Here is a 23,678-nt window from a genome sequence, read left to right as displayed (position 1 = left end):
GACATGAGCACTGATCCCTACGATGAAGCGGTCACCCACCCGTACCAGGGGCCGATCACCGAGCTCAACGGCTACCGGGTCGTTGACGACGAGGACGACGACCCGAAACTGCTGATGGCCGACGGCACCCCGGTGGACACCTGGCGCGAGGACTACCCGTACGACGAGCGGCTGTCCCGGGTCGAGTACGACCACCACAAGCGGCTGCTCCAGATCGAGCTGCTGAAGCTGCAGAACTGGTGCAAGGAGACCGGTGAGCGCCTGGTGATCCTCTTCGAGGGCCGGGACGCGGCCGGCAAGGGCGGCACCATCAAGCGCTTCATGGAGCACCTGAACCCGCGGGGCGCCTCGGTGGTGGCGCTGGAGAAGCCGAACCAGCGCGAGAGCACCCAGTGGTATTACCAGCGGTACGTCAAGCACCTGCCGTCCGCCGGTGAGATCGTGCTCTTCGACCGGTCCTGGTACAACCGGGCCGGCGTCGAGCGGGTGATGGGCTTCTGCACCCGCAAGGAGTACCTGGAGTTCCTGAGGCAGACCCCGGAACTGGAGCGGATGCTGGTCCTCTCCGGCATCAACATGGTCAAGTTCTGGTTCTCGGTGACCCAGAAGGAGCAGCACACCCGGTTCGCGATCCGGCAGGTCGACCCGGTCCGGCAGTGGAAGCTCTCCCCGATGGACCTCGAGTCGCTGGACAAGTGGGACGACTACACCGAGGCCAAGGAGGCGATGTTCTTCTACACCGACACCGCCGACGCGCCGTGGACCGTGGTGAAGAGCAACGACAAGAAGCGCGCCCGGCTCGAGGCGATGCGGCACGTGCTGCACCGTTTCGACTACACCGGCAAGGACGAGGAAGTGGTCGGGCGGCCCGACCCGCAGCTCGTCGGACCGGCCTCACTCGTGGTCGAGAGCACCGAATCCGGACCGCACGTATTCCCTCGCCTCTAGTGATTTAAAAGCGTTGGCGGCCGCCGCGCCGGATGGTTAACGTGGCCGTACACGTGAGAGGAGGTGGTCCGAAGTTGTATAGCAACGGGACTCGTGAGGTGGCTGTCCGCTAGCCGCTGTCCTTGACAGCTCTGTATTGACGTCGAGACCGTGTGGCAACGGCCGGCGAGCACCAGACAGCCACCCGACCCCCGGGGATCCGGCCTTGTCCGACCGGACCATGACCTCTCAGGAGATCATGGAAGTCCCCGGGGGTCGCTTCATGTCCGGGAGAGATCTGATGCGTGAGTTGGTCGTGCTCGGCAGCGCGAGCCAGGTGCCCACCCGGCACCGCAACCACAACGGCTACCTGCTCCGCTTCGACGACGAGGTGATCCTCTTCGACCCGGGCGAGGGCACCCAGCGGCAGATGCTGATGGCCGGCGTCGCCGTCACCCCGCTCCGGCGGATCTGCATCACGCACTTCCACGGCGATCACAGCCTCGGCCTGCCCGGCATCCTGCAACGGATCTCGCTGGACCGGGTGCCGCATCCGGTCGCCGTGCACTACCCGGCCGGTGGCCAGGAGTTCTACGACCGGCTCCGGCACGCCACCAGCTACTGGGACAACGCCGAGATCGTCGCGGCCCCGGTGAGCGCGGGATTCGCCGTGGAGACGTCCGCGGGGCGCCTCACGGCGCTGCCCCTTCGGCATTCCATCGAGACGTACGGGTACCGGCTGACCGAACCGGACTCCCGCCGGATGGTGCCCGAGCTGCTCACGTCGTACGGGATCAGCGGCCCGGCGGTGGGCGAACTGCAGCGCACCGGCCGATCCGGCGACGTGACCCTGGAGCAGGTGAGCGCGGCCCGGCCCGGGCAGAGCGTGGCGTTCGTGATGGACACCGGACTGTGCGACAACGTGTTCGCGCTGGCACAGGGCGTGGACCTGCTGGTGATCGAGTCGACGTTCCTGGCCGAGGACGCCGAGATGGCCGCCCAGGTGGGTCACCTGACCGCCGGCCAGGCCGCCGCGGTGGCGCGTGAATGCGGCGTGCGCCAGCTGGTCCTGACCCACTTCTCGCAGCGGTACCCGGACCCGTCGGCGTTCCTCGACGAGGCCCGCAAGGAGTTCGACGGACCAATAGTGATCGCCGAGGACCTGCAGCGGATCCCGCTCCCCGGCCGCCGCTGAGCCTCCCGGCCCGCCTTCTCGGGCGGCGCTGCGTGTCCCGGCTGTCGCCGAGTTCCCGGCCGTCGCTGACACCGTGCTGACACCGGGGTTCGGCTAGCGTCGTCGGCATGAGCGTGCTGCTGCGTCCCGCGACCGAGGCCGATCCGATCGGGGTCGGCGCCCTGCACCGGCGCTCCCGGGTGGACGCCTATTCCGGCTTCCTGCCGGCCGAGGAGCTCGCGGCCCGGTCCGCCGAGGCCTTCGGCGAGTGGTGGTCCGAGCGCTTCCGCTGGGAGCAGGAGACCCACCGGATGACGATCGCGGAGGTCGACGGGCGACTGGCCGGGTTCAGCTACATCGGGCTCAGCGACACTCCGGGTGCCGCCGAGCTGTATGCGATCCACGTCGAACCCCCGCTGGTCGGCACCGGCGTGGGCCGGGCCCTGATGATCCGCGCCCTGGCCGAGCTGCCCGGCTTCGGCGGCGACCACGCGGTCCTCTGGGTGCTCACCGACAACCGGATCGCCCGCACGTTCTACGAGAACGGCGGCTGGAAACCTGACGGCGGCACCCGGGAGGAGCCGGTCGGCGGCATCCCCGCCCCCCAGTTGCGCTACTCCCACCCCTTCTGACCGGCGGCGTGCGCAGCGGGGGCAGGCCGGGTGGGGTTGTGGGGTGAGCGGGACGGAGCGCGGACGTCGCCCTGGAGGGCTTTGCGTTCTGGACGCGCCAGCGGCCAGCAAAGACCGGAAGGGTCCCGGCGGGAGCGGCGATCTGTACCCCGGCGGACGCACGACATCAAGATCTTGAATTTGATCTTGCCGTTGGTGCCTGCAAGAAAATAACCAGCTGGTTGGGCGGGAACGCGTGACCGAGTGAATGCGGGGGAACCTGTGGTCACGCGCTCCCGCCAACCGCCCCGCTCGAACCGGTGCGCCTGGCCGGAGGCGCGGACCGACGGAGGCGTGTCGGTCCGTGATCCGGTTCAGAAGCGGGCTTGGGTGGCGGGAATGCCGGAACGCTGGCGGGGCGCACCGGCTTCACCGCCGGGAGACGTTCGCCGGGCCGGGAAGCCAAGACTTGCCGGGGGACGGTCAAGCTCGTCGGCGACGTCCAAGTCGTGGGGTCAGTCGGCGTACCTCCGATAGGGGTGATTGCGATCCGCGCGACCGCGATCGGTCATCGCGGCCGGCAGACTGTTCAGGTCATGCCGCAGGGTCCAGGCCTCACGCCAGGGGCGGCGGGACACCGCGTCCGCACGCTCCGCCAGCCGGCGGGCCGAGCAGGGCCAGCGCTGTCCACACCAGACACAATTGCCGTCGTGGCCGGCACCGAGATGGCGGCCGAGCATCTGCTGCGCGTCGCGCCACAGCAGGCGATCCACGATGTCGGCAGGCGCCGCCTCGTCGACGTCGACCATCCCCTGCTCCTTCGTCCGGGAGTGGCTCATAGCTCCGTCACGACACATACAACCGCACCGGGCCATTCCCTGGTCGGACTGTCTGTGCGATTGCGGCGACTATCTGTAACTGGCGATGTCCACTGTGCCCCGGTGGCCGCGCTCGCCGCCGGCGGTCGATCCACCGGCATCAACGGAAAAACGACCGAGCGTGGGGAGTTGCGGTGCGGATCGCACCACAACTCCCCACGCTCGGTCGGCGGAAGGGCGCCGGTCAGCTCAGGTGGGCGAGCAGGTCCTGACGGGTCAGGACGCCCGCCGGCTTGCCGTCGACGAGGACCATCGCGGCGTCCGACTTCTCCAGCAGACCGACCGCCTCGCCGACCTTCTCCCCGCCACCGATCATCGGCAGCGGCTCGCTCATGTGGCGCTCGATCGTGTCGTGCAGGTGGGCCTGCCCGGTGAACAGCGCGTCCAGCAACGCCTTCTCCGAGATCGAACCGGCCACCTCGCCGGTGACCACCGGCGGTTCGGCCTTAAGGACCGGGAGCTGGCTGACGCCGTACTCCCGCATGTAGTCGATCGCGTCGCGCACCGTCTCGGTCGGGTGCACGTGGATCAGCGGCGGGATCTCCGCGCTCTTGGCGGCCAGCGCGTCGGCGACGGTGGGCGAGTCGCCGGGGGTGCGCAGGAACCCGTACCGGGCCATCCACTTGTCGTTGAAGATCTTCGAGAGATAGCCGCGGCCGCCGTCCGGGAGCAGCACCACGATGACGTCGTCCGGACCGGCCTTGCGGGCCACCTCCAGCGCGGCCACCACGGCCATCCCGCACGAGCCGCCGACCAGCAGCCCCTCCTCGCGGGCCAGGCGCCGGGTCATCTCGAAGGAGTCCGAGTCGCTGACCTCGATCACCTCGTCGGTGACGGTCTGGTCGTACGCCGTCGGCCAGAAGTCCTCGCCGACGCCCTCGACCAGGTACGGCCGGCCGGTGCCGCCGGAGTAGACCGAGCCCTCCGGGTCGGCACCGATCACTCGGACGTTGCCATGCTCCTTGAGGTACTGCCCGACGCCGGTGATCGTGCCGCCGGTGCCGACCCCCGCCACGAAGTGGGTGATCTTGCCGTCGGTCTGCTCCCAGAGCTCCGGACCGGTCTGCTCGTAGTGCGAACGGGGGTTGGCCGGGTTGCTGTACTGATCCGGTTTCCAGGCACCCGGGATGTCCCGGGTCAGCTGGGCGGACACGTTGTAGTAGGAACGCGGGTCCTCGGGTGCGACCGCGGTCGGGCAGACCACGACCTCAGCGCCGTAGGCCCGCAACACGTTCTGCTTGTCTTCGCTGACCTTGTCCGGGCAGACGAAGACGCACTTGTAACCCCGCAGCTGCGCGACGAGGGCCAAGCCGACCCCGGTGTTGCCACTGGTCGGCTCGACGATCGTCCCGCCCGGCTTGAGCAGGCCCGCCTTCTCGGCGTCCTCCACCATCCGCAGCGCGATCCGGTCCTTGACCGAGCCGCCGGGGTTCATGTACTCGACCTTGGCCAGCACGGTGGCACTGATGCCCTCGGTCACGCTGTTCAATCGGACCAGCGGGGTATTGCCGATGATCTCGACCACGTTGTCGTAATAGCGCACGCTTCAGCGTACGACGGCGGGCTTCGTCGCTCTCTCCCACTCCAGGAACCGTTCGGTCTCGGCGAGCATGGTGCCCGCGAGCCAGGTCACCGCGACCGCGTCGTCGACCAGACCGAAAACCCAGAGAAAGGCCTCCGGTACGGCGTCGATCGGCGAGATCACGTACGCCGTGGCGGCTGCCATCAGCGCCACCCGCATACCACCGTCGTACTGACCCTTGGCGGTTGCCTTGAGCATCCGCGGGAGTGCGGCGAGCCGCGTGCCCATCGACGGTCCGCCCCGGGCGCCCGACATCAGGGCGCGACCGAGCGCGGTGAACGCCGCCGCACGTTTCAGAGTTTTGGCCATGTCTGTTCCCCTTTCCGCAACTCCAGCATGACTTGGGTACGCCATGATTGCCCCTCGCGGCCACGAGTTAGCCTCGAATCCCGACGCCAGGTGCCGATCTTGGCCGTGCCGGAACGTTCTCCACCACCCCGGAGTACGGACGCCGGGCCGGATGGTTCCCTTCGGACGACAGCGAGGGACACTGTGAACAGCACTTTCCACAACAACGGCACCATCAGCAACACCCGGCGCCGATTCACCGGACTCAGCGCCGAGGACCGAAAGCGACTTCGGGCCGCCGGGCGGATCGCCGGCCAGGTCACCGGCACGCTCGCCGGCGTGACCGCGCTCTCGGCCGGCCTGCTGATGCGGCAGGCCTCCGCCGCCCGCCGGATCATCCCGATGGCCGAGGCGCCCCCGCCCCGCGGCGACGGCGTCTACGGCGCGAAGTTCCACGGCAAGCCACTCAGCCTGGTGATCCTCGGCGACTCGACAGCGGCCGGGTACGGCGTGCACCGCCCCCGGGAGACCCCCGGCGCGCTCTTCGCCACCGGCATCTCCCGCCGCCTGCACCGCCCGGTCCAGCTGCACCGGCTGGCCGTGGTCGGCTCGGTCTCGTCCGGGCTGCCCTGGCAGGTCGACACGGCGCTGGAGCACCAGCCGAGCATCGCGATCATCATGATCGGCGGCAACGACGTCACCCACATCTCGGCCCGCGACGACGCGGTCCGGCACCTCGGCGACGCGGTACGCCGGCTGCGCGAAGCCGGCTGCCGGGTCGTCGTCGGCACCTGCCCGGACATCGGCGCGATCCAGCCGATCAAGCCGCCGCTGCGCTGGCTGGCCCGGCGCTGGAGCCGCCAGCTCGCCGCCGCGCAGACGATCGCCGTGGTCGGCGCCGGCGGCCGGACGGTCTCACTCGGCAACCTGCTCGGCCCGATGTTCGAGGCGAATCCGGCCCGGATGTACGGCTCGGACCGTTTCCACCCGTCCGCGGAGGGGTACGCACGAGCTGCGGCCGTGATGATGCCGACGGTGATGGCTGCCCTGGGCGAGGACGACCGTCCCCCGGTGCCGGTCGCCGAGGGTATGCGCACCCTGCCGGAGGCGGCCGACGAAGCGGTCCGCGCGCCCGGCACCGAGGTCAGCCCGGTTCGCAGCGGTGGCCGATGGGCACAGCTGCGGCGGCATCCGTGGTTCGGCGAGTCCCGGCACTGGTTCGGGTCATCGCCGGGCAGCGCGGCGAGTGCGGTCCGGGCCGTAGGGTAGAGAAGAAGGATCATCGACGTCGGCGGGACGCAGGGAGGCGCACATGGCCGGGCTGCCGGAACGACTGACCAAGGCCGCTGCCACGGGCCTGCTCGCGGGCGCGCTGGGCGGCGCCGCCCTGATCGCCGGCGAGCTGCTGGCCGCCAAGGCCCGTCGTTATGCCAAACCCACGATGGGCCTGGCCCTGCGTACGTCGATGGGCCCGCTCAGTGCCCCGCCGTTGCGCCTGGTGCTGCTCGGTGACTCGGCCGCGGTCGGTGTCGGCGTGGAGTGGCTGTCCGACACCGTCGGCGGGCAGCTGGCCCGGCTGATGGCCGACGGCAGCCCGGAGACCGGCCCGCGGCACGTGCTGCTCTCCAGCGTCGGTGTGGCCGGGTCCCGGTCCACCGACCTGTCCACCCAGGTGGCCCGGGCGCTGCTCGGCACCCGGCCGGACGTGGCCGTGGTGCTGATCGGCTCCAACGACGCCACCTCGGCCCGCGCTCCCGAGGAGGCCGCCGGTCATCTCGGGCAGGCCGTCCGGCGGCTGCGCTCGGCCGGTGTCCAGGTGGTCGTCGGCACCTGCCCCGACCTGGGCGCGATGCGCTCGCTGGCCCCGCCGCTGCGGCAGATCGCCGGGCTGATCGGCCGGCGGATGGCGAAAGCGCAGGCCAGGGCGGTCGCCGAGGCCGGTGGCACGGTCGTCGACCTGGCTGCGGAGACCGGTGCGGTGTTCCGGGCCGACGCCGGGACGCTCTGTTACGACGGGTTCCACCCGTCCGCCGACGGCTACCGGGTCTGGGCACACGCGCTTTATCCCGCGGTGGCCCGGGCGGCAACGGCCGGTGTCTGAGCGATGGCAGGCGTGTGACGAATCCACACTTCCGCCGATGTTACCCCTGAGTAAACTGGGGCCATGCCGGAAGCTGTCATCGTTGCCACTGCCCGCTCCCCGATCGGTCGCGCCCACAAGGGCTCGCTGAAGGATCTGCGCCCCGACGACCTCACCGCCACCATCGTCGACGCCGCGCTGAACAAGGTGCCCGAGCTCGACCGCACGCTCATCGAGGACCTGTACCTCGGTTGTGGCCTGCCCGGTGGCGAGCAGGGCTTCAACATGGGCCGCGTGGTCGCCACGAAGCTGGGCCTGGACGGCCTGCCGGGCGCCACCATCACCCGGTACTGCTCGTCGTCGCTGCAGACCACCCGGATGGCGTTCCACGCGATCAAGGCGGGCGAGGGCGACATCTTCATCTCGGCCGGTGTCGAGACGGTGTCCCGGTTCGCCCGGGGCAGCTCCGACGGCCTGCCCTCGGCCGCGCAGGCCCTGGTCGGCGGCGGCTGGGAGAACCCCGCGTTCCAGGACGCGCAGGCACGCACCCAGGCGACCGCGAAGAGCGGCGGCACCTGGCACGACCCCCGCGCGGACGGCCTGCTCCCGGACATCTACATCGGGATGGGCTACACCGCGGAGAACCTCGCCCAGATCAAGAACATCTCCCGCGCGGAGATGGACGAGTTCGGCGTACGCAGCCAGAACCTCGCTGAGAAGGCCATCGCGAACGGCTTCTGGGCCCGCGAGATCACCCCGGTGACGCTGCCCGACGGCACCGTCGTGTCGAAGGACGACGGCCCCCGCGCCGGCGTCAGCCTGGACGCGGTCTCCCAGCTCAAGCCGGTCTTCCGGGAGGACGGCCGGGTCACCGCCGGCAACTGCTGCCCGCTCAACGACGGCGCCGCCGCGCTGGTCATCATGAGCGACACCAAGGCCCGCGAGCTCGGCATCACCCCGCTCGCCCGGATCATCTCCACCGGCGTCACCGCGCTCTCCCCGGAGATCATGGGCCTCGGCCCGGTCGAGGCGTCCAAGCAGGCCCTCAAGCGGGCCGGCATGACCATCGACGACGTCGACCTGGTCGAGATCAACGAGGCGTTCGCCGCGCAGGTCATCCCGTCCTACCAGGATCTCGGGATCCCGATCGACAAGCTGAACGTGAACGGCGGAGCGATCGCGGTCGGCCACCCGTTCGGCATGACCGGCGCGCGGATCACCGGCACCCTGATCAACTCCCTCGACTGGCACGACAAGTCGATCGGCCTGGAGACCATGTGCGTCGGTGGTGGCCAGGGCATGGCGCTGGTCATCGAGCGCCTGCGCTGAGCCGTCCGCGCTGCTGGGCCCGGCGCGGGAAAGCGCCGGGCCCGTTTCGTGCATCAAAATGGGTGAATGGCTTCGACGATCACCGACATCACCCCGGACCAGCCCGCTTTTGATCAGCTGGCCGACCTGTTCGACGAGTACCGGGTGCACTACGGCGAGACCGCGGACCCCGGCGGCACCGCGGAGTGGCTACGGGAGCAGCTGACGGCCGGTCCGCTGCGGGCCGCCGCCGCGCTCCCCGACCTCGGTTTTGTCACCACCGTCGTGCTACCGGCCTCGCTGCGCCTGGCGACGTTCTGGCAGGTGCGTGACCTGTACGTCCGGCCCGATCGACGGCGCGGCGGCACCGCCCGCGCCCTGCTGAACCACGTCGTCGGCCAGGCGCGAGCCGCCGGGGCGATCCGGGTGTCGCTGCAGACCGAACCGGACAACGTGCCGGCCCGAGCGCTCTACGCCTCGGCCGGGTTCCGGCCGGTCGAGGGCCTGATCGGGCTCAGCCTGACACTCAGCGCGGCCGCTCAGAGGGTGTAGCGGACCTCTTCCACCGCGGCGGTGGCACGGGCCAGCAGGTCGGCGGAGGGCTCGGCGGCGAGAAAGTCGTCGGCGACCACCCGCAGCTGGTCGGGCAGCACCAGGTCATGGGCGCGCGGCACCATCCGGGACGGCCGGCCCTCGGCCTCGGCGCCCAGGTCGGCAAGCTCCTGCACCAGCACGTACGCCAGGTCGCCCTTGGTGCCGGCACCTGCCGACGCGGCCCAGCGCGGCTCCTCCCAGTGGCGGACCTGGGTGAGCAGCCGCTCGGTCGACGTCGCGAAGTCGGACATCCGGCGAGCGTACCCGGCGGGCCGGTCCCGCCCGGAAACGGGACAACGCCCGGTCCGCCGGGTGGGGCGGGCCGAGCGTTGCCTCGGTGACGGACCGACGAACCGTCAGTCGTCGCCTTGCAGGTAACTGAGCAGGCGCAGCATCTCGATGTAGAGCCAGACCAGGCTGACCAGGATGCCGAAGGCCGCGGTCCACGAGTACTTCCGCGGGAGGCCCATCCGGACGCCCTCTTCGATCTCGTTGAAGCTGAGAATGAAGCTGAGCGCGGCCACCACGATGCAGACCAGGCTGAACACGTAACCGAGCGGGCCGTTGTCGCGCAGGCCGGTGTTCACGTCGAACATCGACAGCACGAAGTTGACCAGCATGACCATGAAGAGGCCACCCATGATCGCGATCATGCCGCGCTGGAACTTCGGGGTGGCCCGGATGACCCGGGCACGGTAGAGGATCGCCATCAGGAAGAAGACACCGAAGGTGGCGACCACGGCCTGCAGGACGATCCCGTCATAACCCAGGATGTTCTGGTAGGCCTTGCTCACCATGCCGACGAAGACACCCTCGACGACCGCGTAACCGACGACGAGCGCCGGGTTCGCGATGCGCATGAACGAGATGACCAGGCCGAGCACGAGGCCGACCATCGCGGCGCCGATCCAGGCGGCGACGGTCAGGTCGAGCGGAATGAGATTCCACGCGGCGACCGCGGAGATGCCGGTGATGCCGAGCAGGGTGACGGTCTTGACGACGACGTCGTCGACGGTCATCGGCTGCACGGCGGGCGGGGCGGCGGGGTAGCCCTCAGCGGTCGGGTACGGCTGACCGTAACCCGGCTGACCGTAACCCGCGCCGGCCGGCCCGTATGGCCCGTACCCGGCGGTCCGCTCCCGCTCGGCCGCTTGGCCGAGGCGCGAGAGCACCGGGTTAGAAGTCTTCACTGTGTCCAGCCTCCCTTGAGGGTTCGGCACAACAATGCCTGTCGTTCCAGGGTAGACGCTATGCGCTCGAATCGCCGCTGTCCGAAGCTGTGAGCAGGCTGAAAATGACAGGTGTCATGGGTACGCTGCGACACTCGGTGGTAGTCCCACGATCACAAACGCCCCAGAACAGCACATAAAAGCCGCAAAAGCAGAACGGCCGCGACGACATGTCGCGACCGCTTCGTTATCCGTGCCCGGGGCGGGTCTCGAACCCGCACGCCTGTTAGGGCAGCCGCTTTTAAGGCGGCCGTGTCTGCCATTCCACCACCCGGGCGGGCAAAGAACACCGTATCTGGTGCCGCCCGGGTGATGGGTAACGGCCTCAGGCTCAGCGCGAGCCGGAACCGACCTTGTCAGCGGGCTTGTCAGCCGGCTTCTCGGTCTCCTTGACCTTCGGCGCGACCGGCGGGGTGACCTCGAGGAACTCCTCGCGCGGGCGGTGCAGCTGACCCAGGGCCACGGTCTCCCGCTTGAGCAGGAAGGCCAGCACCCAGTCGGCGAGCACCCGCACCTTGCGGTTGAACGACGGGATCCGGCTCACGTGGTAGAAGCGGTGCATCAGCCACGCCGGGTAGCCCTTGACCTTGATGCCGTAGACGTGCGCGACACCCTTGTTGAGGCCCAGGCCGGCGACGCCGCCGACGTGCTTGTGCCGGTACTCGGTCGGCGCGCCGCCCAGGATCACCTGGCGGATGTTGTCGGCGAGCACCTTGGCCTGCCGGACCGCGTGCTGCGCGCTCGGCGAGCACCAGCCACCCGGGTTGGTCAGGTCGGGGACCTGCGCGCAGTCGCCGGCCGACCAGGCGCCCTCGAGCACCTCGCCCTCCAGCGTGGCGACCTGCAGGGTGGGCTTGCAGTTGACGTGGCCACGCGGGCCGAGCGGCAGGTCGGTGTGCTGCAGCATCGGCGACGGCTTGACGCCGGCCGTCCAGACCAGGGTCTCGGCGCGGAACGAGTCACCGTCGGAGAGCTCGATCTGGCCGTCGACGCAGGAGTTCAGGAAGGTGTCCAGCCGCAGGTCGATGCCGCGGGCGGCGAGCTGACGGGCGGCGTACGAGCCCATCTCCGGGCCGACCTCGGGAAGGATCCGGTTGGTCGCCTCGACCAGGATGAAGTGGACCTCCTTGGGGTCCAGCTCCGGGTAGTACTTGAGCGCGTCGGAGACCACGTCCTGCATCTCGGCGAGCGCCTCGATGCCGGCGAAGCCGCCACCGACGAAAACGAAGTTGAGCGACGCCTTGCGCACCTCGGGGTCCGGCGTCACGGCAGCGACGTCGAGCCGGTCGAGGATGTGGTTGCGCAGGTAGATGGCCTCACCGATGGTCTTGAGGCCGATGCCCAGGTCGCTCAGACCGGGGATCGGGAGAGTCCGCGAGACGGAACCGGGCGCCACGATGATGTGGTCGTATTCCATCTCGTACGCGGGGCCGTCGATCGGCTGAATGGTCACGGTCTTACGCGCGTGCTCGACCTTGGTGACCTCACCGGAGACGATGCGGCACTTCTTCAACTCACGGCGCAGCGGCACAACGGCGTGGCGCGGCGAGATGTTACCGGCCGCTGCCTCAGGCAGGAACGGCTGATAGGTCATGTGCGGCACGGGGTCGATGACAACGACCTCGGCGTGGTTCCGGTTCAGCTTCTTGGACAGGCGGAGGGCGGCGTAAAGCCCGACGTGACCTGCTCCTACGACGACTATGCGCGGCGGATTCACGCCCCTATTCTCGCGCGCTAATGGCCGTTCATGCGTCGTTCTGTGACCATCGCAACCTTGAAAGTCAAGTGTCTAAGGCCACATAAACTGCACGAAACTCAGGTCCTCCTGGTAAGGCGTACCAAAAGGATCGTCACACCCGTCGCAGCAGCCAATCCCACCAATGTGGCCACCTGGAACGCCTCTCCACCAAGATCCCTGGTCAGGCCCAGGGCCAGCACGGTCAGCACCGCGGAGATCAGCACGACGATCAGGGCCCGGCCCAGCCAGAGGCCGGGCACGTCCAGGTTGACCACCGCGTCGTACGGCAAAACGGCGGCCAGCGCGGTGAGCGTGTGACCGAGATAGAGCAGTGTGGCGATGGCGATCACCCGCCACAGCGCGACCCGGGAGTCGTACCCCGCGGTGTCCAGCAGCCAGCCGCCCACCACGACCAGCGCGGCGAACGTCGCGCCCCGGCCCCGCGGAGCGAACGCCGGCCAGAGCACGAACAGCACCAGCAACCCGACGAACTGGCTGGCCAGCAGCTCGCCCGGCCAGGACACCACGAGCGCGAGAATGCCGCACAGCGCGATGCCGCAGCGGACCAGGAACGGTACGACGGTGGCCCGCCGCACCACGGTGGGGATCCGGCTGAGCCGGCGGAGAAGCCTGGTCAGCACGTCATCGCCCCCTCGGCGCGGAGGCCATCCGGGCCACGTCGCGTAGCACCAGGTCCAGGCTCCCGGCGCCGGCCCAGGCGACCACCGGCACACCGTGCTCGCGGAGCCGGCCCAGCACGTTCTCCCGTTCGATCCGCCACAGGCGGGTGGCCAGCGGGGACCACTGGTTGCGGACCGGCGGGGCGGCGTCCTCCGGCAGGGTGTCCACCGCGACGGTGTACCGGCCGGCCTGGGTGAGCTTGGCGAGCATATCGGCGGACCGCGGGTCGATCAGCGGGGTGAGCACCACGACCAGCGCGGACGTCGAGATGTGGTGCGCGCCGAGGACCGGCTCGTACTCCTCGTCGACCGGGTCGGCGCGCACGTCGAGCAGCCATTCCAGGACGGTCAGGTACTGCTTGCGGCCGGACCCGGCGCGCAGCCGGCGGCCACCGGCGCCGTACTCCAGCACCGACACCCGGTCGCCGCGGTGCAGGTAGTGCTCGGCGATCGCGGCGGCGGCGCGGACCGTGGTGTCCAGCACCGAGGCGCTGCCCTCGACCCCGCCGGAGAGGCCCACCTCGCCGAGCAGGTCGAGCAGGATCAGCACCTCGGCGTCGCGGTCCGAGAGGGTGGACGCCACGTGCAGGTCACGGGTGCGCAGCGACACCCGCCAGTCGATGCGGCGCAGCCGGTCGCCGGGCGCGAACTGGCGTACGCCGGCCAGCTCACCGCCCTCGCCCAGCCGCCGGGAACGGTGCGCGCCGACCAGACCGGCCGCGGCCGGCATCGACTCGGTGGCCTTGAACGGCTCGGTGACCGGGTAGACCCGGACGCCGTGCGCCGGGGTGACCACCGGACGGCAGGTCAGCAGCCCGCCGCAGGCCGCGGCACGGGCGGCGGCCGGCCCGACGTCCTGCCGGCCCCAGCGGCGCGCCTCGCCGGGCAGGTCGATCGCGGCCCAGCCGTCGGACGGCACGGTGATCGCGAACGGCCGGTCGGCGTGCTCCAGACGCAGCCACGGTGAGGTCTTGGTCCGGACCACGACCAGGTCGTACCCGATCGCCTCGGGGTTGGCCACGGTCAGGCCGGCCTGCACCGCGCCGCCCTCGACCAGGTGCGCCGCGTCGGCCGTGATGGTCACCTCGGGCACCGACTGGGGTGTGCGGCGCAGGTTCAGCGCGGCGCCGATCGCGAACGGCGCCGCCAGCAGCACCAGGTCGACCCGGCCGAGCGCGACGCCGAGCAGCAGCAACAGCCCGGTGAGCAGCACCGAACGGCCGAGCGCGCGGGTCGGCGCCCAGCCCGGAGCGATCGGCTCAGTCATGCCGGGCGTACGTCGGAAGCGCCCCGCTGGCCGGGGCCGGCACCGCGCTGAGCACCTCCTGCACCACGAACGCCGGGTTCACCTGGCGCAGCCACATCTCCGGACGCAGCGTGATCCGGTGGGCCAGCGCCGGCACCGCGACGTCCTTGACGTCCTCCGGCACCACGTAGTCCCGGCCGGCCATCGCGGCCCGGGCCCGGGCCAGCAGCAACAGGGCCAGCGAGCCACGCGGCGACGAGCCGACCAGCACCGCGCTGTGCTCGCGGGTGGCCGCGGCCAGCGACACGATGTACCGGCCGATCGAGTCCTCGACCGCCACCGACTCCAGGGCGGCCTGCATGACCTGCAGGGTCTGCGCGTTCACCACCGGGGCGAGCTGGGACTCCTCCTGCCGGCGGGACATCCGGCGGCGCATGACCTCCCACTCCTCCTCGGCGGTCGGGTATCCGAAGGACACCCGGAGCAGGAACCGGTCGAGCTGTGCCTCGGGCAGCGGGTAGGTGCCCTCGTACTCGATCGGGTTGGCGGTGGCCAGCACGTGGAACGGCGGGTCGAGCCGGTAGGTCACGCCCTCGACCGAGACCTGCTTCTCCTGCATCGCCTCGAGCAGGGCGGACTGGGTCTTCGGCGGTGTCCGGTTGATCTCGTCGGCCAGCAGCATGTTGGTGAAGACCGGGCCGGCCCGGAACGCGAAGTCACCCTTGCGCTGGTCATACAGGAAGGAGCCGGTGACGTCGGCGGGCAGCAGGTCGGGGGTGAACTGCAGCCGCCGGAAGTCCAGCCCGAGCGCCTGGGCGAACGACCGCGCGGTGAGCGTCTTGCCCAGCCCTGGCAGGTCCTCCAGCAGGACGTGCCCGCCGGCCAGGATGCCGGCCAGCACCAGCTCGAGCGACTCCCGCTTGCCGACCACGACACTGTTCACCGAGTCGAGGATCGCTCCGGCCAGCCGGCCGACCTCGAACGGGGGAAGAGCCTGTACGCCTGTCTGCGTCACCGGCGCACCTTTCTCACAGTCGTTCCATCGCTTGTACGTACGTCTCCAGGTCCCGCGTCTTGAGCCCGTGCCGACCCGGATCGGCCAGCACCGCCCAGGCCTGTTCACCGAGCAACTCCCGGGCGCGACGCGGGTCGCTGGTCCGGGTCAGGCCGTGCCGTAGTCGCAGGCGCTCGTCGGCGAGTTCCCCGAGCACCGGCAAGACGTTACGCGCATAGGTGTCCGAGTCCGAGTGCGCCTTGTCGAGGGATCGCTCCCACCGGCGCACGGTGGCGCGCAGCGAGTCGGCGGTGCGGGCCGCGGCGTCACCGGCGCCGGCCCGGCTCTTCGGCTGCTTCGGCGGCCGGACCGCGGCTGCCGCGATCGTGACCAGGCGCAACCCGGCGACCAGTGCGATCACCAGCAGCAGCGGGGCCTCGACCGAGGCGGCGCGCAGGCCGGCCACGACCACCACGGTGGCCGCGGCCACCAGGATCAGATTGCCGACCACGCGCACGATCGGGGAGCGCCGGCGGCGGATCCGCGGCGACTTCTCCTGAGCGGGTCCGGCGGTCGCGCCGAAGAGCCCGTCCAGTCCACCCTCGCTCACGCCACCGCCCCCGCTCCGAGGTCGGCGCGCAGGCGTTCCAGGGCGTACCGGGCCTGCTGGCGCATCTGGTCGTCGACGGTGTGCGTGGCGTACCGGGCCTCCCGGTACACCTCCATCAGGGCGGCCAGCACTGCCGCGTCGACCTGCTGCTCGGCGAGCAACCGGCCGATCAGGTCGGTGGGAGTGTCACCGGGGTGCCGCGGGGTGCCGGCCTCGGCGGCGGCCTGCTCCAGGCGCACCCAGCAGGCGATCACCGCGCGGCGCGGGTCGCGGTCGGCGTCGGAGAGCTCCTCGAGGCCGGCGTCGAGCGCGGCGACCAGGTCCTCCGCGGTCCGGCCGGCCCGGCGCGGGTCACGGCGGCCGGTGCGGCCCTTGCGACGGCGGTTCGCGTCACGCAGCAACGCCATCGTGAGGATCACCACCATGGCCGCCACCACCAGGGCGAGGACCACCGTGGTCGCGGTGCCGAGCCAGTCCGGCAGGCCCCGGGCGGCCTCGACCGGCGTCTCGGTGGGCGGCGCGACGGACGGGCGCACGGTCGGCGGCAGCAGGGGTGGAGCGGTGGTGGTCGCGGTCGTCCGCGGGGTGACCCGGTCCAGCTGGGGCGCCGATCGGGTGGCGGCCACCGAGGTCACCAGGAGCAGCCCGATGACGGCGGCCAGGGGCCACCAGCGGCGCACGAAAGCGAGGTCCATACGGGCGGTTTTCTACATCCGTGACTCGAGGAGGGAACCGGACAGGACTCGCATCATGCCAGGCCCGCCAGAACCTTCGCACGGGTGAACACCTCGTCGAGCATGGCGGGGGTGAGCCGCCCGGTGAACGTGTTCTGCTGGCTGACGTGGAAACAGCCCAGCACCGGGGGCACGCCGGGCAGGTGGACCTCGGCGCCGTGGCCGAACTTGGGGCGGGGGACGGGCGGGCTCACCTCGTACGTGAGCTTCATCGCCGGCCACCAGGATGCCCAAGCGAAGGCACCCAGAGTGACCACCACCTTCAGGGTGGGTCTGATCAGTTCCAGCTCGCGGCGGAACCAGGGCGCGCAGGTGTCCCGCTCCCCCGGTGTCGGTTTGTTGTCCGGCGGCGCGCAGCGCACCGCCGCGAAGATCCGGGTGTGCCGCAGCGTCAGGCCGTCGTCGGCGGACACGCTCGTCGGCTGACTGGCCAGGCCGGCCCGGTGCATCGCGGCGAAGAGCACGTCGCCGGAGCGGTCCCCCGTGAAGATCCGGCCGGTGCGGTTGCCGCCGTGCGCGGCCGGCGCCAGGCCCAGGATCGCGATCGCGGCGTCACCAGGTCCGTAACCGGGCACCGGGCGGCCCCAGTAGTCCTGGTCGCGGAACGACGCGCGTTTGGCGGCGGCGACGTCGGTGCGCCAGTCGACCAGGCGCGGGCAGGCGAAACAATCCGCGATGCGGGCGTCCAGCTCGGGCAGCGAGGCGGCCTCGGCCGCCCGTGCGACAACCCCTTCAGGGGTACGCGGGGAAGCCTCCGACGGGTGCACCGGACCAGGATGCCACCGGGGGCGGCGCGTCGTGTCGACGCACCGCCCCCCGGTTCAGTTCACCGGCTCGCCGGCCGTGGCTGTTGCCCGGCGGCCTTGACTGCTGCTCCGCGGCCTTGACGGCTACTCGGCAGCCTTGCCTGTTACTTGGCGGCCTTGACGGTTACTTGGCGGCCTTGACGCAGAGCAGGTACTTGTCGTCGCCCGAGCTGGTCAGGATGGCCGGGTCCTTGTCGGTCTCCTTGAAGAACGGGTCGCACTTGGTGCTGTTCACGTCGTCGGTGCCGTCGACCCGGCCGACCACGCTGAACTTGGCGTCCGACTTGGAGCAGTCGACGATCTCGGCCTTGGTCTCGGTGGCCTTGTCGGAGAGCTCCTCGCTCACCGAGATGCAGTCACCGACCTTGGCGTCCTTGGTCGGGTCCGAGGAGAGGAAGCTGCCCAGGACACCGAGCTTGAGGGCGAGGAAGAGCGCACCGATCACGACGGCGCCGACGATGCTCAGCCACTTCTTGGACTTCTTCGGCGACTCGAAGCCGGGGATGACACCCGGGGCGCCACCGGGGGTGCCGGGCGCCGGCGGGTAGCCAGGGGTGCCCGGGGCCGGCGGGTAACCGGGGGTTCCGCCCTGCTGGAAGCCGGGGGCCGGCGGGTAGCCGGGGGCGCCGGCGTTCGGCGGCGGGTAACCGGGAGCACCGGCGTTCGGCGGCGGGAAAGACTGCCCGCCGTTGGCCGGCGGGACATTCTGCGCGCCGTACGAGGGCGGCTCAACCGGGTTGGACATTGATGCTTCCTTTCACGAGCGATCGACGCCCGATCGCTTGGCAGGCGAGGATAGCGACACGCCGATGCCTAGCGCGACCCCACTTCACCTGCGGTTATCGACGTCGGCTCAAGAAGACCTGAGACTTTGCTGGGAAGATGACACTGCGTGCCCCCGCGACGACAACGGGGTGGCGAAATCCGGCCGAAACGCCAGTAACTGTCGGCCGTTCAGGCAGCGTCAGGCACCGGTACGGCCTAGCCAATACCGGGCGTTGTTAACCGATTGATGGGGTTGTGGTCAGCCGGCGGCCAGGCCGAAGGCGATCCCGTCGAGGATGTCATGCTCGGAGGCGATCACCGAATCGTGCCCGGAACGCTCCATGATGACCCGCATGATCAAGGCACCGGCCCCGATCACGTCGGCCCGGCCCGGGTGCATCACCGGCAGCGCCAGCCGCTGCTCGACGGTCATCGCCAGCAGCTCCGCGGTTACCCGGGTGACCGCGTCCCGGCTGATCTCGCTGTGGTGGATGCGCTCCGAGTCGTATTCGGGCAGCTCGTGGGCCAGGGCCGCGACCGTGGTGACCGTGCCGGCCAGCCCGACGAGCGTGCGCGCCGCCCGGCCGGGCACCGCCGCCAGGGCGATGTCCACCGCCGCGGTGACGTCCTTTTCGGTCGCGGCCAGCTCGTCCGCGGTCGGCGGGTCGCTGTGCAGGTGACGCTCGGTCATCCGGACACAGCCGATGTCCATCGAGATCGCCTGCTCGACGGTGTCCGTGCCGGTGACGAACTCGGTCGAGCCGCCACCCAGGTCGAAGACCAGGTAGGGCCCCGGGGCGGCGAGCCCCTTGACCGCGCCCAGAAAGGAGAGCGCGGCCTCCTGCTCCCCCGTGATCACCTCGGGGTCGATGCCGAGCACGCCGCGGACCATGTCCCGGAAGTCCTGCGCGTTCGAGGCGTCACGGGAGGCGGAGGTGGCACACATCCGTACGCTGACCGCTTTTGAATCTTTGATCAACGCGGCGTAGCGGACCAGCGCGGTGCGGGTGCGCTCCAGCGCCGCGGCGGACAGCATCCCGGTGCGGTCCACGCCCTCGCCCAGCCGGACGATCTCCATGGTCCGCACGACGTCGGTCAGCCGGTCGTCGACCACGTCGGCGATCAGCAGGCGGACCGCGTTGGTGCCGCAGTCGATCGCGGCGACTCTCATAGGTGCAACAGCATTCGCTTGTTCCCCAGGGTGTTCGGCTTGACTCGTTCCAGGTCCAGGAACTCCGCGACACCCTCGTCGTAGGAGCGCAGCAACTGCTCGTAGACCGGGTGCGGCACCGGGGCCCCGTCGATCTCGGTGAACCCGAACGAGCCGAAGAAGTGGGTCTCGAAGGTGAGGCAGAAGACCCGGCGGACGCCGAGTTCACGGGCCTGTTCGAGGAGCACCTCGACGATCTTGTGGCCGATCTTGCGGCCGCGCCGATCCGGGTGGACCGCGACCGTACGGATCTCGGCCAGGTCCTCCCACATCACGTGCAGCGCGCCGCAGCCGGCCACCGCGTCGTCCTCGTCGACCGCGACCCAGAACTCCTGGACCGACTCGTAGAGGGTGACGGTGGCCTTGCTGAGCAGACGCCGATCAGTGGTGTACGTGTCGACCAGGGACCGGATCGCCTTGACGTCACCGGTCCGGGCGCGGCGGATCAGCACGGGGCCGGGTCTTCCGGGTCTTTTTTGATACACGGGCCGCCGGACCACCAGGGCTCGATCGCGTCACGGACCTCGTCGCCGAACGGGTTCACCCCGCGGCCCGCGGCGAGCGCGTGCCCGAGGTGGACGTGCAGGCACTTCACCCGGTCCGGCATGCCACCCGCGGAGAAGTTCTTGATCTCCGGGACTTCCTCGATGGCGTTGCGGCGGTCCAGATAGTCCTGATGCGATCGCGCGTAGTGTGCGGCGAGCTCCGGGTCGGTGCTCAGCCGCTCCTGCATGTCGCGCATCACGCCGGCCGACTCCAGCCGGCTGCACGCGGCGGTGGCATGCGGACACGTCAGGTAGTAGGTCGTGGGAAACGGCGTGCCGTCGTCGAGACGGGGCGCGGTCTCCACCACGTCCGGGTTGCCGCACGGGCAGCGGTGCGCGATCGCCCGGGTGCCACGGGGACGGCGGCCGAGCTGGGCCGCCACGATGTCGAGGTCGGCGGGGTCTGGTGCTTGCATCAGTTCGAAGGCTCCGCGTTGGCGGCTTGGACGCTGTGCCACAGCGTGTCGTACCAGCGGGCCGGGGCGGCCGCCGGGGCTTTCTGATCGGCGTCGCGGGCGGCGCCCTCCGGGTCGTTGATCACCAGGAGCGGAGTCTCACCGGGGCGCACGTAATACAGGTCCTTGCGCGCCTGGATCCGGATGTACTCCTTGTCCTTCCACTTCTCCAGCTCTTTCGCCGTCGCGGCGATGTCGGCCCGCTGCTCGGTCTGTTCCCGCTCCATCTGCGCGATCTGCGACTCCTGCTGCAGATACACCCGGATCGGATAGGTGTAGGCCAGGGCCAGCACCACGAAGACCGCCAGCAGGACGGTGGCCCGGCTGGTCAGCGCGCGAGGACGCGGCGCCGCGGTGCGTTTGGCGGCCGGGCCGCCGGACTGCGACGTACGCCGGGAGCCGGTCGGGCGGGCCGTGCGAGACGTGGGCACCCGGACCGTCGGGCGGGCCTCGACCCGGACCGGGCTGGTGCCACGGGTGCGGGACGTGCTGGGACGACCACTCGCACCGGAACGGCGGGCCGGGCCCTGACCGCTCGGCATGCGACGCTGTGTCATCTCAGCCCCTTCCCGCTCGTGGCTTTATGGAGGCCTGCCACTTCCCACTCGTGGAGGCCTGCCACGGATTGTGGCACCCGTTCGTGTCCGGGTGCCACAATCCATGATCTGCCGGGCTGCTGTTACGCGACGCGGTAACGCGGGAACGCGCCCGCACCGGCGTACCGGGCGGCGCCTTCCAGCTGCTCCTCGATGCGCAGCAGCTGGTTGTACTTGGCGACCCGGTCCGAGCGGGCCGGCGCGCCGGTCTTGATCTGGCCGGAGCCGACCGCCACCGCCAGGTCGGCGATGGTGACGTCCTCGGTCTCACCGGAACGGTGCGACATCATCGTCTTGAAACCGGCCCGGTGGGCCAGGTCCACGGCGTCCAGGGTCTCGGTCAGCGAACCGATCTGGTTCACCTTGACCAGGACCGCGTTGCCGGCCGACTCGGCGATGCCGCGGGCGATGCGCTGCGGGTTCGTGACGAACAGGTCGTCACCGACGATCTGGATCTTGCTGCCCAGCTGCGCGGTCATCTCGCTCCAGCCGGCCCAGTCGTCCTCGGCCAGCGGGTCCTCGATGGAGACGATCGGGTAGTCGGCGGCGAGCTTCGCGTAGTACGCGATCATCTCGTCGGTCGACTTCGGCGAACCCTCGAACAGGTACGACCCGTCCTTGTAGAACTCGGTCGCGGCGACGTCCATGGCCAGCACGATGTCGCTGCCCAGGGTGAAGCCGGCCGCCTCGACGGCCTCCGCGATCAGGTCCAGCGCGGCCGCGTTGGCCGGCAGGTTCGGGGCGAAGCCGCCCTCGTCACCGAGGCCGGTGGAGAGGCCCTTCTTCTTCAGTACGGACTTGAGGGCGTGGTAGACCTCGGCGCCGGTGCGCAGCGCCTCACGGAAGGTCGGGGCGCCGATCGGGGCGATCATGAATTCCTGCACGTCGACGTTGGAGTCGGCGTGCGCGCCACCGTTCACGATGTTCATCATCGGGACCGGCAGGACGGCGGCGTTCGGGCCACCGAGGTAACGGAACAGCGGGAGCTCGGCGGAGAGCGCGGCAGCCTTGGCGACGGCCAGCGAGACACCCAGGATCGCGTTGGCGCCCAGCTCCGACTTGGTGTCGGTGCCGTCCAGGTCGAGCATCTTCTGGTCGATCAGGCGCTGCTCGCTCGCCTCGTACCCGATCAGCTCGTCGGCGATCTTGTCTTCGATGTTGGCGACCGCCTTCTCGACACCCTTGCCGAGGTAGCGGCCCTTGTCGCCGTCACGGAGCTCGAGCGCTTCGAACGCACCGGTGGAGGCGCCGGAGGGAACCGCCGCGCGGCCGACCGTGCCGTCGTCCAGGCCGACCTCGACCTCGACGGTCGGGTTGCCCCGGGAATCCAGGATCTCGCGGGCGACGATTGCTTCGATGGTGGCCATTTGTGGTGTCGCTCCCTAACGGTTGTACGGATACAGTTTCGGTCCGCGACCCTGCGGGCCGACCACACTCGAAGAGCGTATCGAGCCCGCCTGCCGCTCGTTCGCCCGGCCGGTCAACTTCACCGCCCGGTATGCCTCACAACCGGGGCCCGCCTGCCGAAACAGGGGGCACTATGAGCAGCAGCCTGTTTCCCGAGGACGGCGCACGCGTCGAGCTGGAGGCCGGGGGCGAAAGCCACACCGGCGTCCGTGTCGTGGCCGCCTCCCCCGCGGCCGTGACGGTCTCGCTCGCCCGCGCCCAGATGCCGCTGATCGGTAGCACCGTGGTCCTGCGCTGGTCCGCCGCGCCCCGTGGCCGGTACCTGGCGACCGCCACGGTGAGCTCGGCCGAGGAGAACCGGGCCGAACTGCACCTGATCGGCGAGCCGCAGATCACCCAGAACCGCCTGTACGTGCGCGGCGGCGGCGGTGAGCCGATCGTGATGATCCGGTCCGAGCACCCGGACGTGATCGGCTGGGTGCACGACATCAGCGAACGCTCGGTGCGGGCCCACTTCACCGACGTCGAGGTGCGGCCTGGTCACGACGTGCAGCTGCAGGTCCAGCTCGGCCCGGACCTGGTCGAGCTGGCCGGGACGGTGACGAAGGCCAGCGCGATGCGCCAGCAGGTGCCGGTCCGGGGGCCGCTGTCGGTGGAGATGGTCGCCCTGTACGACCCGGACGAGACGGCCGCGAAGATCATTAGGCGTTATGTCATGCGATACCAGCTCCTGATGCGCACCAAAGCCGCGGAGTCCGCCTGAATTCATAATTCTCGTCGGCGGCCGGCTAATCGGTGGTTGTCGTTTTTCGGGCACTCATTTCGTGAATATCATCGGGCGTTCTCCGGCCAGCTTTCCACCTCGGGGCGGGGCACGGTCAGCGCCATAAGCCCCGGTCCGGAGTTACGAAGTCCCCGCCTCGCGCCTTCCCCACCCGGGCAGCGCGGGCAGCGCGGGCAGCGCGGGCAGCGCGGGCAGCGCGGGCAGCGCGGGCAACGCGGGCAACGCGGGCAACGCGGGCAACGCGGGCAGCGCGGGCAGCGCGGGCACGGCCGCTCCGGCGGCTGGGCAGGTGCGCGACGATGCGGGGCTGGTTGGTCGCTGGGCGCTTCCGGGGCTGGCGCCTGCCCCGCTCGCAGTTGCCTGGTGGTTGCAGGGCGCGACACGGGCCTGGTCTGCCTGCTCGCAGCTGGCGCTGACGGAAAGCGGGCGACCCGGCA

Annotated in this window: 26 protein-coding genes and 1 tRNA gene; 8 read left to right on the top strand and 19 right to left on the bottom strand. The window is 70.4% G+C overall.

The window, feature by feature from the left end; genetic code table 11:
- The first annotated feature begins 3 nt into the window (after positions 1-3).
- The 3 genes from ppk2 to Apa02nite_RS15465 all read left to right on the top strand — a co-directional run bounded on the left by ppk2 (position 4) and on the right by Apa02nite_RS15465 (position 2,733).
- Entirely contained in the window at positions 4-948 is a 945-nt protein-coding gene (ppk2, locus tag Apa02nite_RS15475) for a polyphosphate kinase 2 (protein ID WP_203825548.1), read from the top strand.
- 280 nt (positions 949-1,228) lie between these two features.
- Positions 1,229-2,122: a ribonuclease Z gene (locus Apa02nite_RS15470; protein WP_067688751.1), complete on the top strand. Its 894-nt coding sequence runs from the start codon at positions 1,229-1,231 to the stop codon at positions 2,120-2,122.
- Positions 2,123-2,229: 107 nt separating this feature from the next.
- On the top strand, positions 2,230-2,733 hold the full coding sequence (locus tag Apa02nite_RS15465; RefSeq protein WP_203825547.1) for a GNAT family N-acetyltransferase: 504 nt from the start codon (positions 2,230-2,232) through the stop codon (positions 2,731-2,733).
- Between the two features lie 494 nt (positions 2,734-3,227).
- Here the strand turns inward: Apa02nite_RS15465 and Apa02nite_RS15460 are convergent, their stop codons facing one another.
- The 3 genes from Apa02nite_RS15460 to Apa02nite_RS15450 form a co-directional block, all read right to left on the bottom strand.
- On the bottom strand, positions 3,228-3,521 hold the full coding sequence (locus Apa02nite_RS15460; RefSeq protein WP_067688745.1) for a hypothetical protein: 294 nt from the start codon (positions 3,519-3,521) through the stop codon (positions 3,228-3,230).
- Between the two features lie 253 nt (positions 3,522-3,774).
- The gene (locus tag Apa02nite_RS15455) at positions 3,775-5,133 is read right to left on the bottom strand and encodes a cystathionine beta-synthase (RefSeq protein WP_203825546.1); all 1,359 of its coding nucleotides are present in this window, start codon (positions 5,131-5,133) and stop codon (positions 3,775-3,777) included.
- A 3-nt stretch (positions 5,134-5,136) separates the two neighbouring features.
- A complete protein-coding gene (locus Apa02nite_RS15450; RefSeq protein WP_067688739.1) occupies positions 5,137-5,481 on the bottom strand; it encodes a YkvA family protein in 345 nt (114 codons plus the stop codon).
- A 213-nt stretch (positions 5,482-5,694) separates the two neighbouring features.
- On the opposite strand from Apa02nite_RS15450, the gene Apa02nite_RS15445 reads away from it, so the two are divergent.
- The 4 genes from Apa02nite_RS15445 to Apa02nite_RS15430 all read left to right on the top strand — a co-directional run bounded on the left by Apa02nite_RS15445 (position 5,695) and on the right by Apa02nite_RS15430 (position 9,400).
- Positions 5,695-6,729, top strand: a complete 1,035-nt coding sequence (locus tag Apa02nite_RS15445) for an SGNH/GDSL hydrolase family protein (RefSeq protein ID WP_203825586.1) — start codon at positions 5,695-5,697, stop codon at positions 6,727-6,729.
- A gap of 43 nt (positions 6,730-6,772) precedes the next feature.
- Positions 6,773-7,561 carry an SGNH/GDSL hydrolase family protein gene (locus tag Apa02nite_RS15440; RefSeq protein ID WP_067688736.1) on the top strand — a complete coding sequence of 263 codons (789 nt, stop codon included), beginning with the start codon at positions 6,773-6,775 and terminating at the stop codon, positions 7,559-7,561.
- Positions 7,562-7,624: 63 nt separating this feature from the next.
- A complete protein-coding gene (locus tag Apa02nite_RS15435; RefSeq protein ID WP_067688733.1) occupies positions 7,625-8,869 on the top strand; it encodes an acetyl-CoA C-acetyltransferase in 1,245 nt (414 codons plus the stop codon).
- A 66-nt stretch (positions 8,870-8,935) separates the two neighbouring features.
- Positions 8,936-9,400 carry a GNAT family N-acetyltransferase gene (locus Apa02nite_RS15430; protein WP_203825545.1) on the top strand — a complete coding sequence of 155 codons (465 nt, stop codon included), beginning with the start codon at positions 8,936-8,938 and terminating at the stop codon, positions 9,398-9,400.
- Here the strand turns inward: Apa02nite_RS15430 and Apa02nite_RS15425 are convergent.
- The 16 genes from Apa02nite_RS15425 to eno all read right to left on the bottom strand — a co-directional run bounded on the left by Apa02nite_RS15425 (position 9,388) and on the right by eno (position 22,417).
- Positions 9,388-9,693, bottom strand: a complete 306-nt coding sequence (locus Apa02nite_RS15425; RefSeq protein WP_203825544.1) for a hypothetical protein — start codon at positions 9,691-9,693, stop codon at positions 9,388-9,390. The genes Apa02nite_RS15430 and Apa02nite_RS15425 overlap by 13 nt on opposite strands.
- Positions 9,694-9,798: 105 nt before the next feature.
- Positions 9,799-10,632, bottom strand: coding sequence for a Bax inhibitor-1/YccA family protein (locus Apa02nite_RS15420; RefSeq protein ID WP_067688725.1), 834 nt, complete (start codon positions 10,630-10,632; stop codon positions 9,799-9,801).
- A gap of 233 nt (positions 10,633-10,865) precedes the next feature.
- Positions 10,866-10,948 (bottom strand) — tRNA-Leu (locus Apa02nite_RS15415).
- Positions 10,949-11,002: 54 nt separating this feature from the next.
- On the bottom strand, positions 11,003-12,388 hold the full coding sequence (locus tag Apa02nite_RS15410) for an NAD(P)/FAD-dependent oxidoreductase (RefSeq protein WP_203825543.1): 1,386 nt from the start codon (positions 12,386-12,388) through the stop codon (positions 11,003-11,005).
- Positions 12,389-12,486: 98 nt separating this feature from the next.
- Entirely contained in the window at positions 12,487-13,050 is a 564-nt protein-coding gene (locus Apa02nite_RS15405) for a hypothetical protein (protein ID WP_203825542.1), read from the bottom strand.
- Between the two features lies 1 nt (position 13,051).
- A complete protein-coding gene (locus tag Apa02nite_RS15400; RefSeq protein WP_203825541.1) occupies positions 13,052-14,356 on the bottom strand; it encodes a DUF58 domain-containing protein in 1,305 nt (434 codons plus the stop codon).
- Complete coding sequence (locus Apa02nite_RS15395; RefSeq protein WP_067688714.1) at positions 14,349-15,350, bottom strand: AAA family ATPase; 1,002 nt, start codon at positions 15,348-15,350, stop codon at positions 14,349-14,351. Before Apa02nite_RS15395 ends, Apa02nite_RS15400 begins: the two co-directional genes overlap by 8 nt.
- Before the next feature lie 13 nt (positions 15,351-15,363).
- Positions 15,364-15,939, bottom strand: a complete 576-nt coding sequence (locus tag Apa02nite_RS15390; protein ID WP_067688711.1) for a hypothetical protein — start codon at positions 15,937-15,939, stop codon at positions 15,364-15,366.
- Positions 15,936-16,634, bottom strand: a complete 699-nt coding sequence (locus tag Apa02nite_RS15385; protein ID WP_067688708.1) for a DUF4129 domain-containing protein — start codon at positions 16,632-16,634, stop codon at positions 15,936-15,938. The genes Apa02nite_RS15390 and Apa02nite_RS15385 overlap by 4 nt, the downstream gene beginning before the upstream one ends.
- A gap of 53 nt (positions 16,635-16,687) precedes the next feature.
- The gene (locus tag Apa02nite_RS15380; protein WP_203825540.1) at positions 16,688-17,440 is read right to left on the bottom strand and encodes a uracil-DNA glycosylase; all 753 of its coding nucleotides are present in this window, start codon (positions 17,438-17,440) and stop codon (positions 16,688-16,690) included.
- A gap of 163 nt (positions 17,441-17,603) precedes the next feature.
- Positions 17,604-18,224 (bottom strand): LppU/SCO3897 family protein, encoded by a 621-nt coding sequence (locus Apa02nite_RS15375; protein ID WP_203825539.1) that lies wholly within the window; start codon positions 18,222-18,224, stop codon positions 17,604-17,606.
- A 279-nt stretch (positions 18,225-18,503) separates the two neighbouring features.
- Positions 18,504-19,415 carry a Ppx/GppA phosphatase family protein gene (locus tag Apa02nite_RS15370; RefSeq protein WP_203825538.1) on the bottom strand — a complete coding sequence of 304 codons (912 nt, stop codon included), beginning with the start codon at positions 19,413-19,415 and terminating at the stop codon, positions 18,504-18,506.
- The gene (locus Apa02nite_RS15365; RefSeq protein WP_083971180.1) at positions 19,412-19,906 is read right to left on the bottom strand and encodes an amino-acid N-acetyltransferase; all 495 of its coding nucleotides are present in this window, start codon (positions 19,904-19,906) and stop codon (positions 19,412-19,414) included. Before Apa02nite_RS15365 ends, Apa02nite_RS15370 begins: the two co-directional genes overlap by 4 nt.
- The gene (locus Apa02nite_RS15360) at positions 19,900-20,415 is read right to left on the bottom strand and encodes a DUF501 domain-containing protein (protein WP_203825537.1); all 516 of its coding nucleotides are present in this window, start codon (positions 20,413-20,415) and stop codon (positions 19,900-19,902) included. The genes Apa02nite_RS15365 and Apa02nite_RS15360 overlap by 7 nt, the downstream gene beginning before the upstream one ends.
- Positions 20,415-21,011 (bottom strand): FtsB family cell division protein, encoded by a 597-nt coding sequence (locus tag Apa02nite_RS15355; RefSeq protein ID WP_067688695.1) that lies wholly within the window; start codon positions 21,009-21,011, stop codon positions 20,415-20,417. The genes Apa02nite_RS15360 and Apa02nite_RS15355 overlap by 1 nt, the downstream gene beginning before the upstream one ends.
- Before the next feature lie 122 nt (positions 21,012-21,133).
- The gene (gene eno, locus Apa02nite_RS15350; protein ID WP_067688688.1) at positions 21,134-22,417 is read right to left on the bottom strand and encodes a phosphopyruvate hydratase; all 1,284 of its coding nucleotides are present in this window, start codon (positions 22,415-22,417) and stop codon (positions 21,134-21,136) included.
- Positions 22,418-22,590: 173 nt separating this feature from the next.
- On the opposite strand from eno, the gene Apa02nite_RS15345 reads away from it, so the two are divergent.
- Entirely contained in the window at positions 22,591-23,220 is a 630-nt protein-coding gene (locus Apa02nite_RS15345; protein ID WP_203825536.1) for a hypothetical protein, read from the top strand.
- Positions 23,221-23,678 lie beyond the last annotated feature (458 nt).

The sequence above is a fragment of the Actinoplanes palleronii genome (assembly GCF_016862315.1).
GTDB lineage: Bacteria > Actinomycetota > Actinomycetes > Mycobacteriales > Micromonosporaceae > Actinoplanes > Actinoplanes palleronii.
This window is presented reverse-complemented; position numbering and strand designations above follow the sequence as displayed.

Bases quoted from the DNA above. Each gene is read 5' to 3' on its own strand.
- ppk2 (WP_203825548.1), top strand. From the start codon at position 4: ATGAGCACTGATCCCTACGATGAAGCGGTCACCCACCCGTACCAGGGG.
- Apa02nite_RS15470 (WP_067688751.1), top strand. From the start codon at position 1,229: ATGCGTGAGTTGGTCGTGCTCGGCAGCGCGAGCCAGGTGCCCACCCGG.
- Apa02nite_RS15465 (WP_203825547.1), top strand. From the start codon at position 2,230: ATGAGCGTGCTGCTGCGTCCCGCGACCGAGGCCGATCCGATCGGGGTC.
- Apa02nite_RS15460 (WP_067688745.1), bottom strand. From the start codon at position 3,521: ATGGTCGACGTCGACGAGGCGGCGCCTGCCGACATCGTGGATCGCCTG.
- Apa02nite_RS15450 (WP_067688739.1), bottom strand. From the start codon at position 5,481: ATGGCCAAAACTCTGAAACGTGCGGCGGCGTTCACCGCGCTCGGTCGC.
- Apa02nite_RS15440 (WP_067688736.1), top strand. From the start codon at position 6,773: ATGGCCGGGCTGCCGGAACGACTGACCAAGGCCGCTGCCACGGGCCTG.
- Apa02nite_RS15435 (WP_067688733.1), top strand. From the start codon at position 7,625: ATGCCGGAAGCTGTCATCGTTGCCACTGCCCGCTCCCCGATCGGTCGC.
- Apa02nite_RS15430 (WP_203825545.1), top strand. From the start codon at position 8,936: ATGGCTTCGACGATCACCGACATCACCCCGGACCAGCCCGCTTTTGAT.
- Apa02nite_RS15425 (WP_203825544.1), bottom strand. From the start codon at position 9,693: ATGTCCGACTTCGCGACGTCGACCGAGCGGCTGCTCACCCAGGTCCGC.
- Apa02nite_RS15400 (WP_203825541.1), bottom strand. From the start codon at position 14,356: ATGACTGAGCCGATCGCTCCGGGCTGGGCGCCGACCCGCGCGCTCGGC.
- Apa02nite_RS15385 (WP_067688708.1), bottom strand. From the start codon at position 16,634: ATGGACCTCGCTTTCGTGCGCCGCTGGTGGCCCCTGGCCGCCGTCATC.
- Apa02nite_RS15375 (WP_203825539.1), bottom strand. From the start codon at position 18,224: ATGTCCAACCCGGTTGAGCCGCCCTCGTACGGCGCGCAGAATGTCCCG.
- Apa02nite_RS15370 (WP_203825538.1), bottom strand. From the start codon at position 19,415: ATGAGAGTCGCCGCGATCGACTGCGGCACCAACGCGGTCCGCCTGCTG.
- Apa02nite_RS15360 (WP_203825537.1), bottom strand. From the start codon at position 20,415: ATGCAAGCACCAGACCCCGCCGACCTCGACATCGTGGCGGCCCAGCTC.
- Apa02nite_RS15355 (WP_067688695.1), bottom strand. From the start codon at position 21,011: ATGACACAGCGTCGCATGCCGAGCGGTCAGGGCCCGGCCCGCCGTTCC.
- eno (WP_067688688.1), bottom strand. From the start codon at position 22,417: ATGGCCACCATCGAAGCAATCGTCGCCCGCGAGATCCTGGATTCCCGG.
- Apa02nite_RS15345 (WP_203825536.1), top strand. From the start codon at position 22,591: ATGAGCAGCAGCCTGTTTCCCGAGGACGGCGCACGCGTCGAGCTGGAG.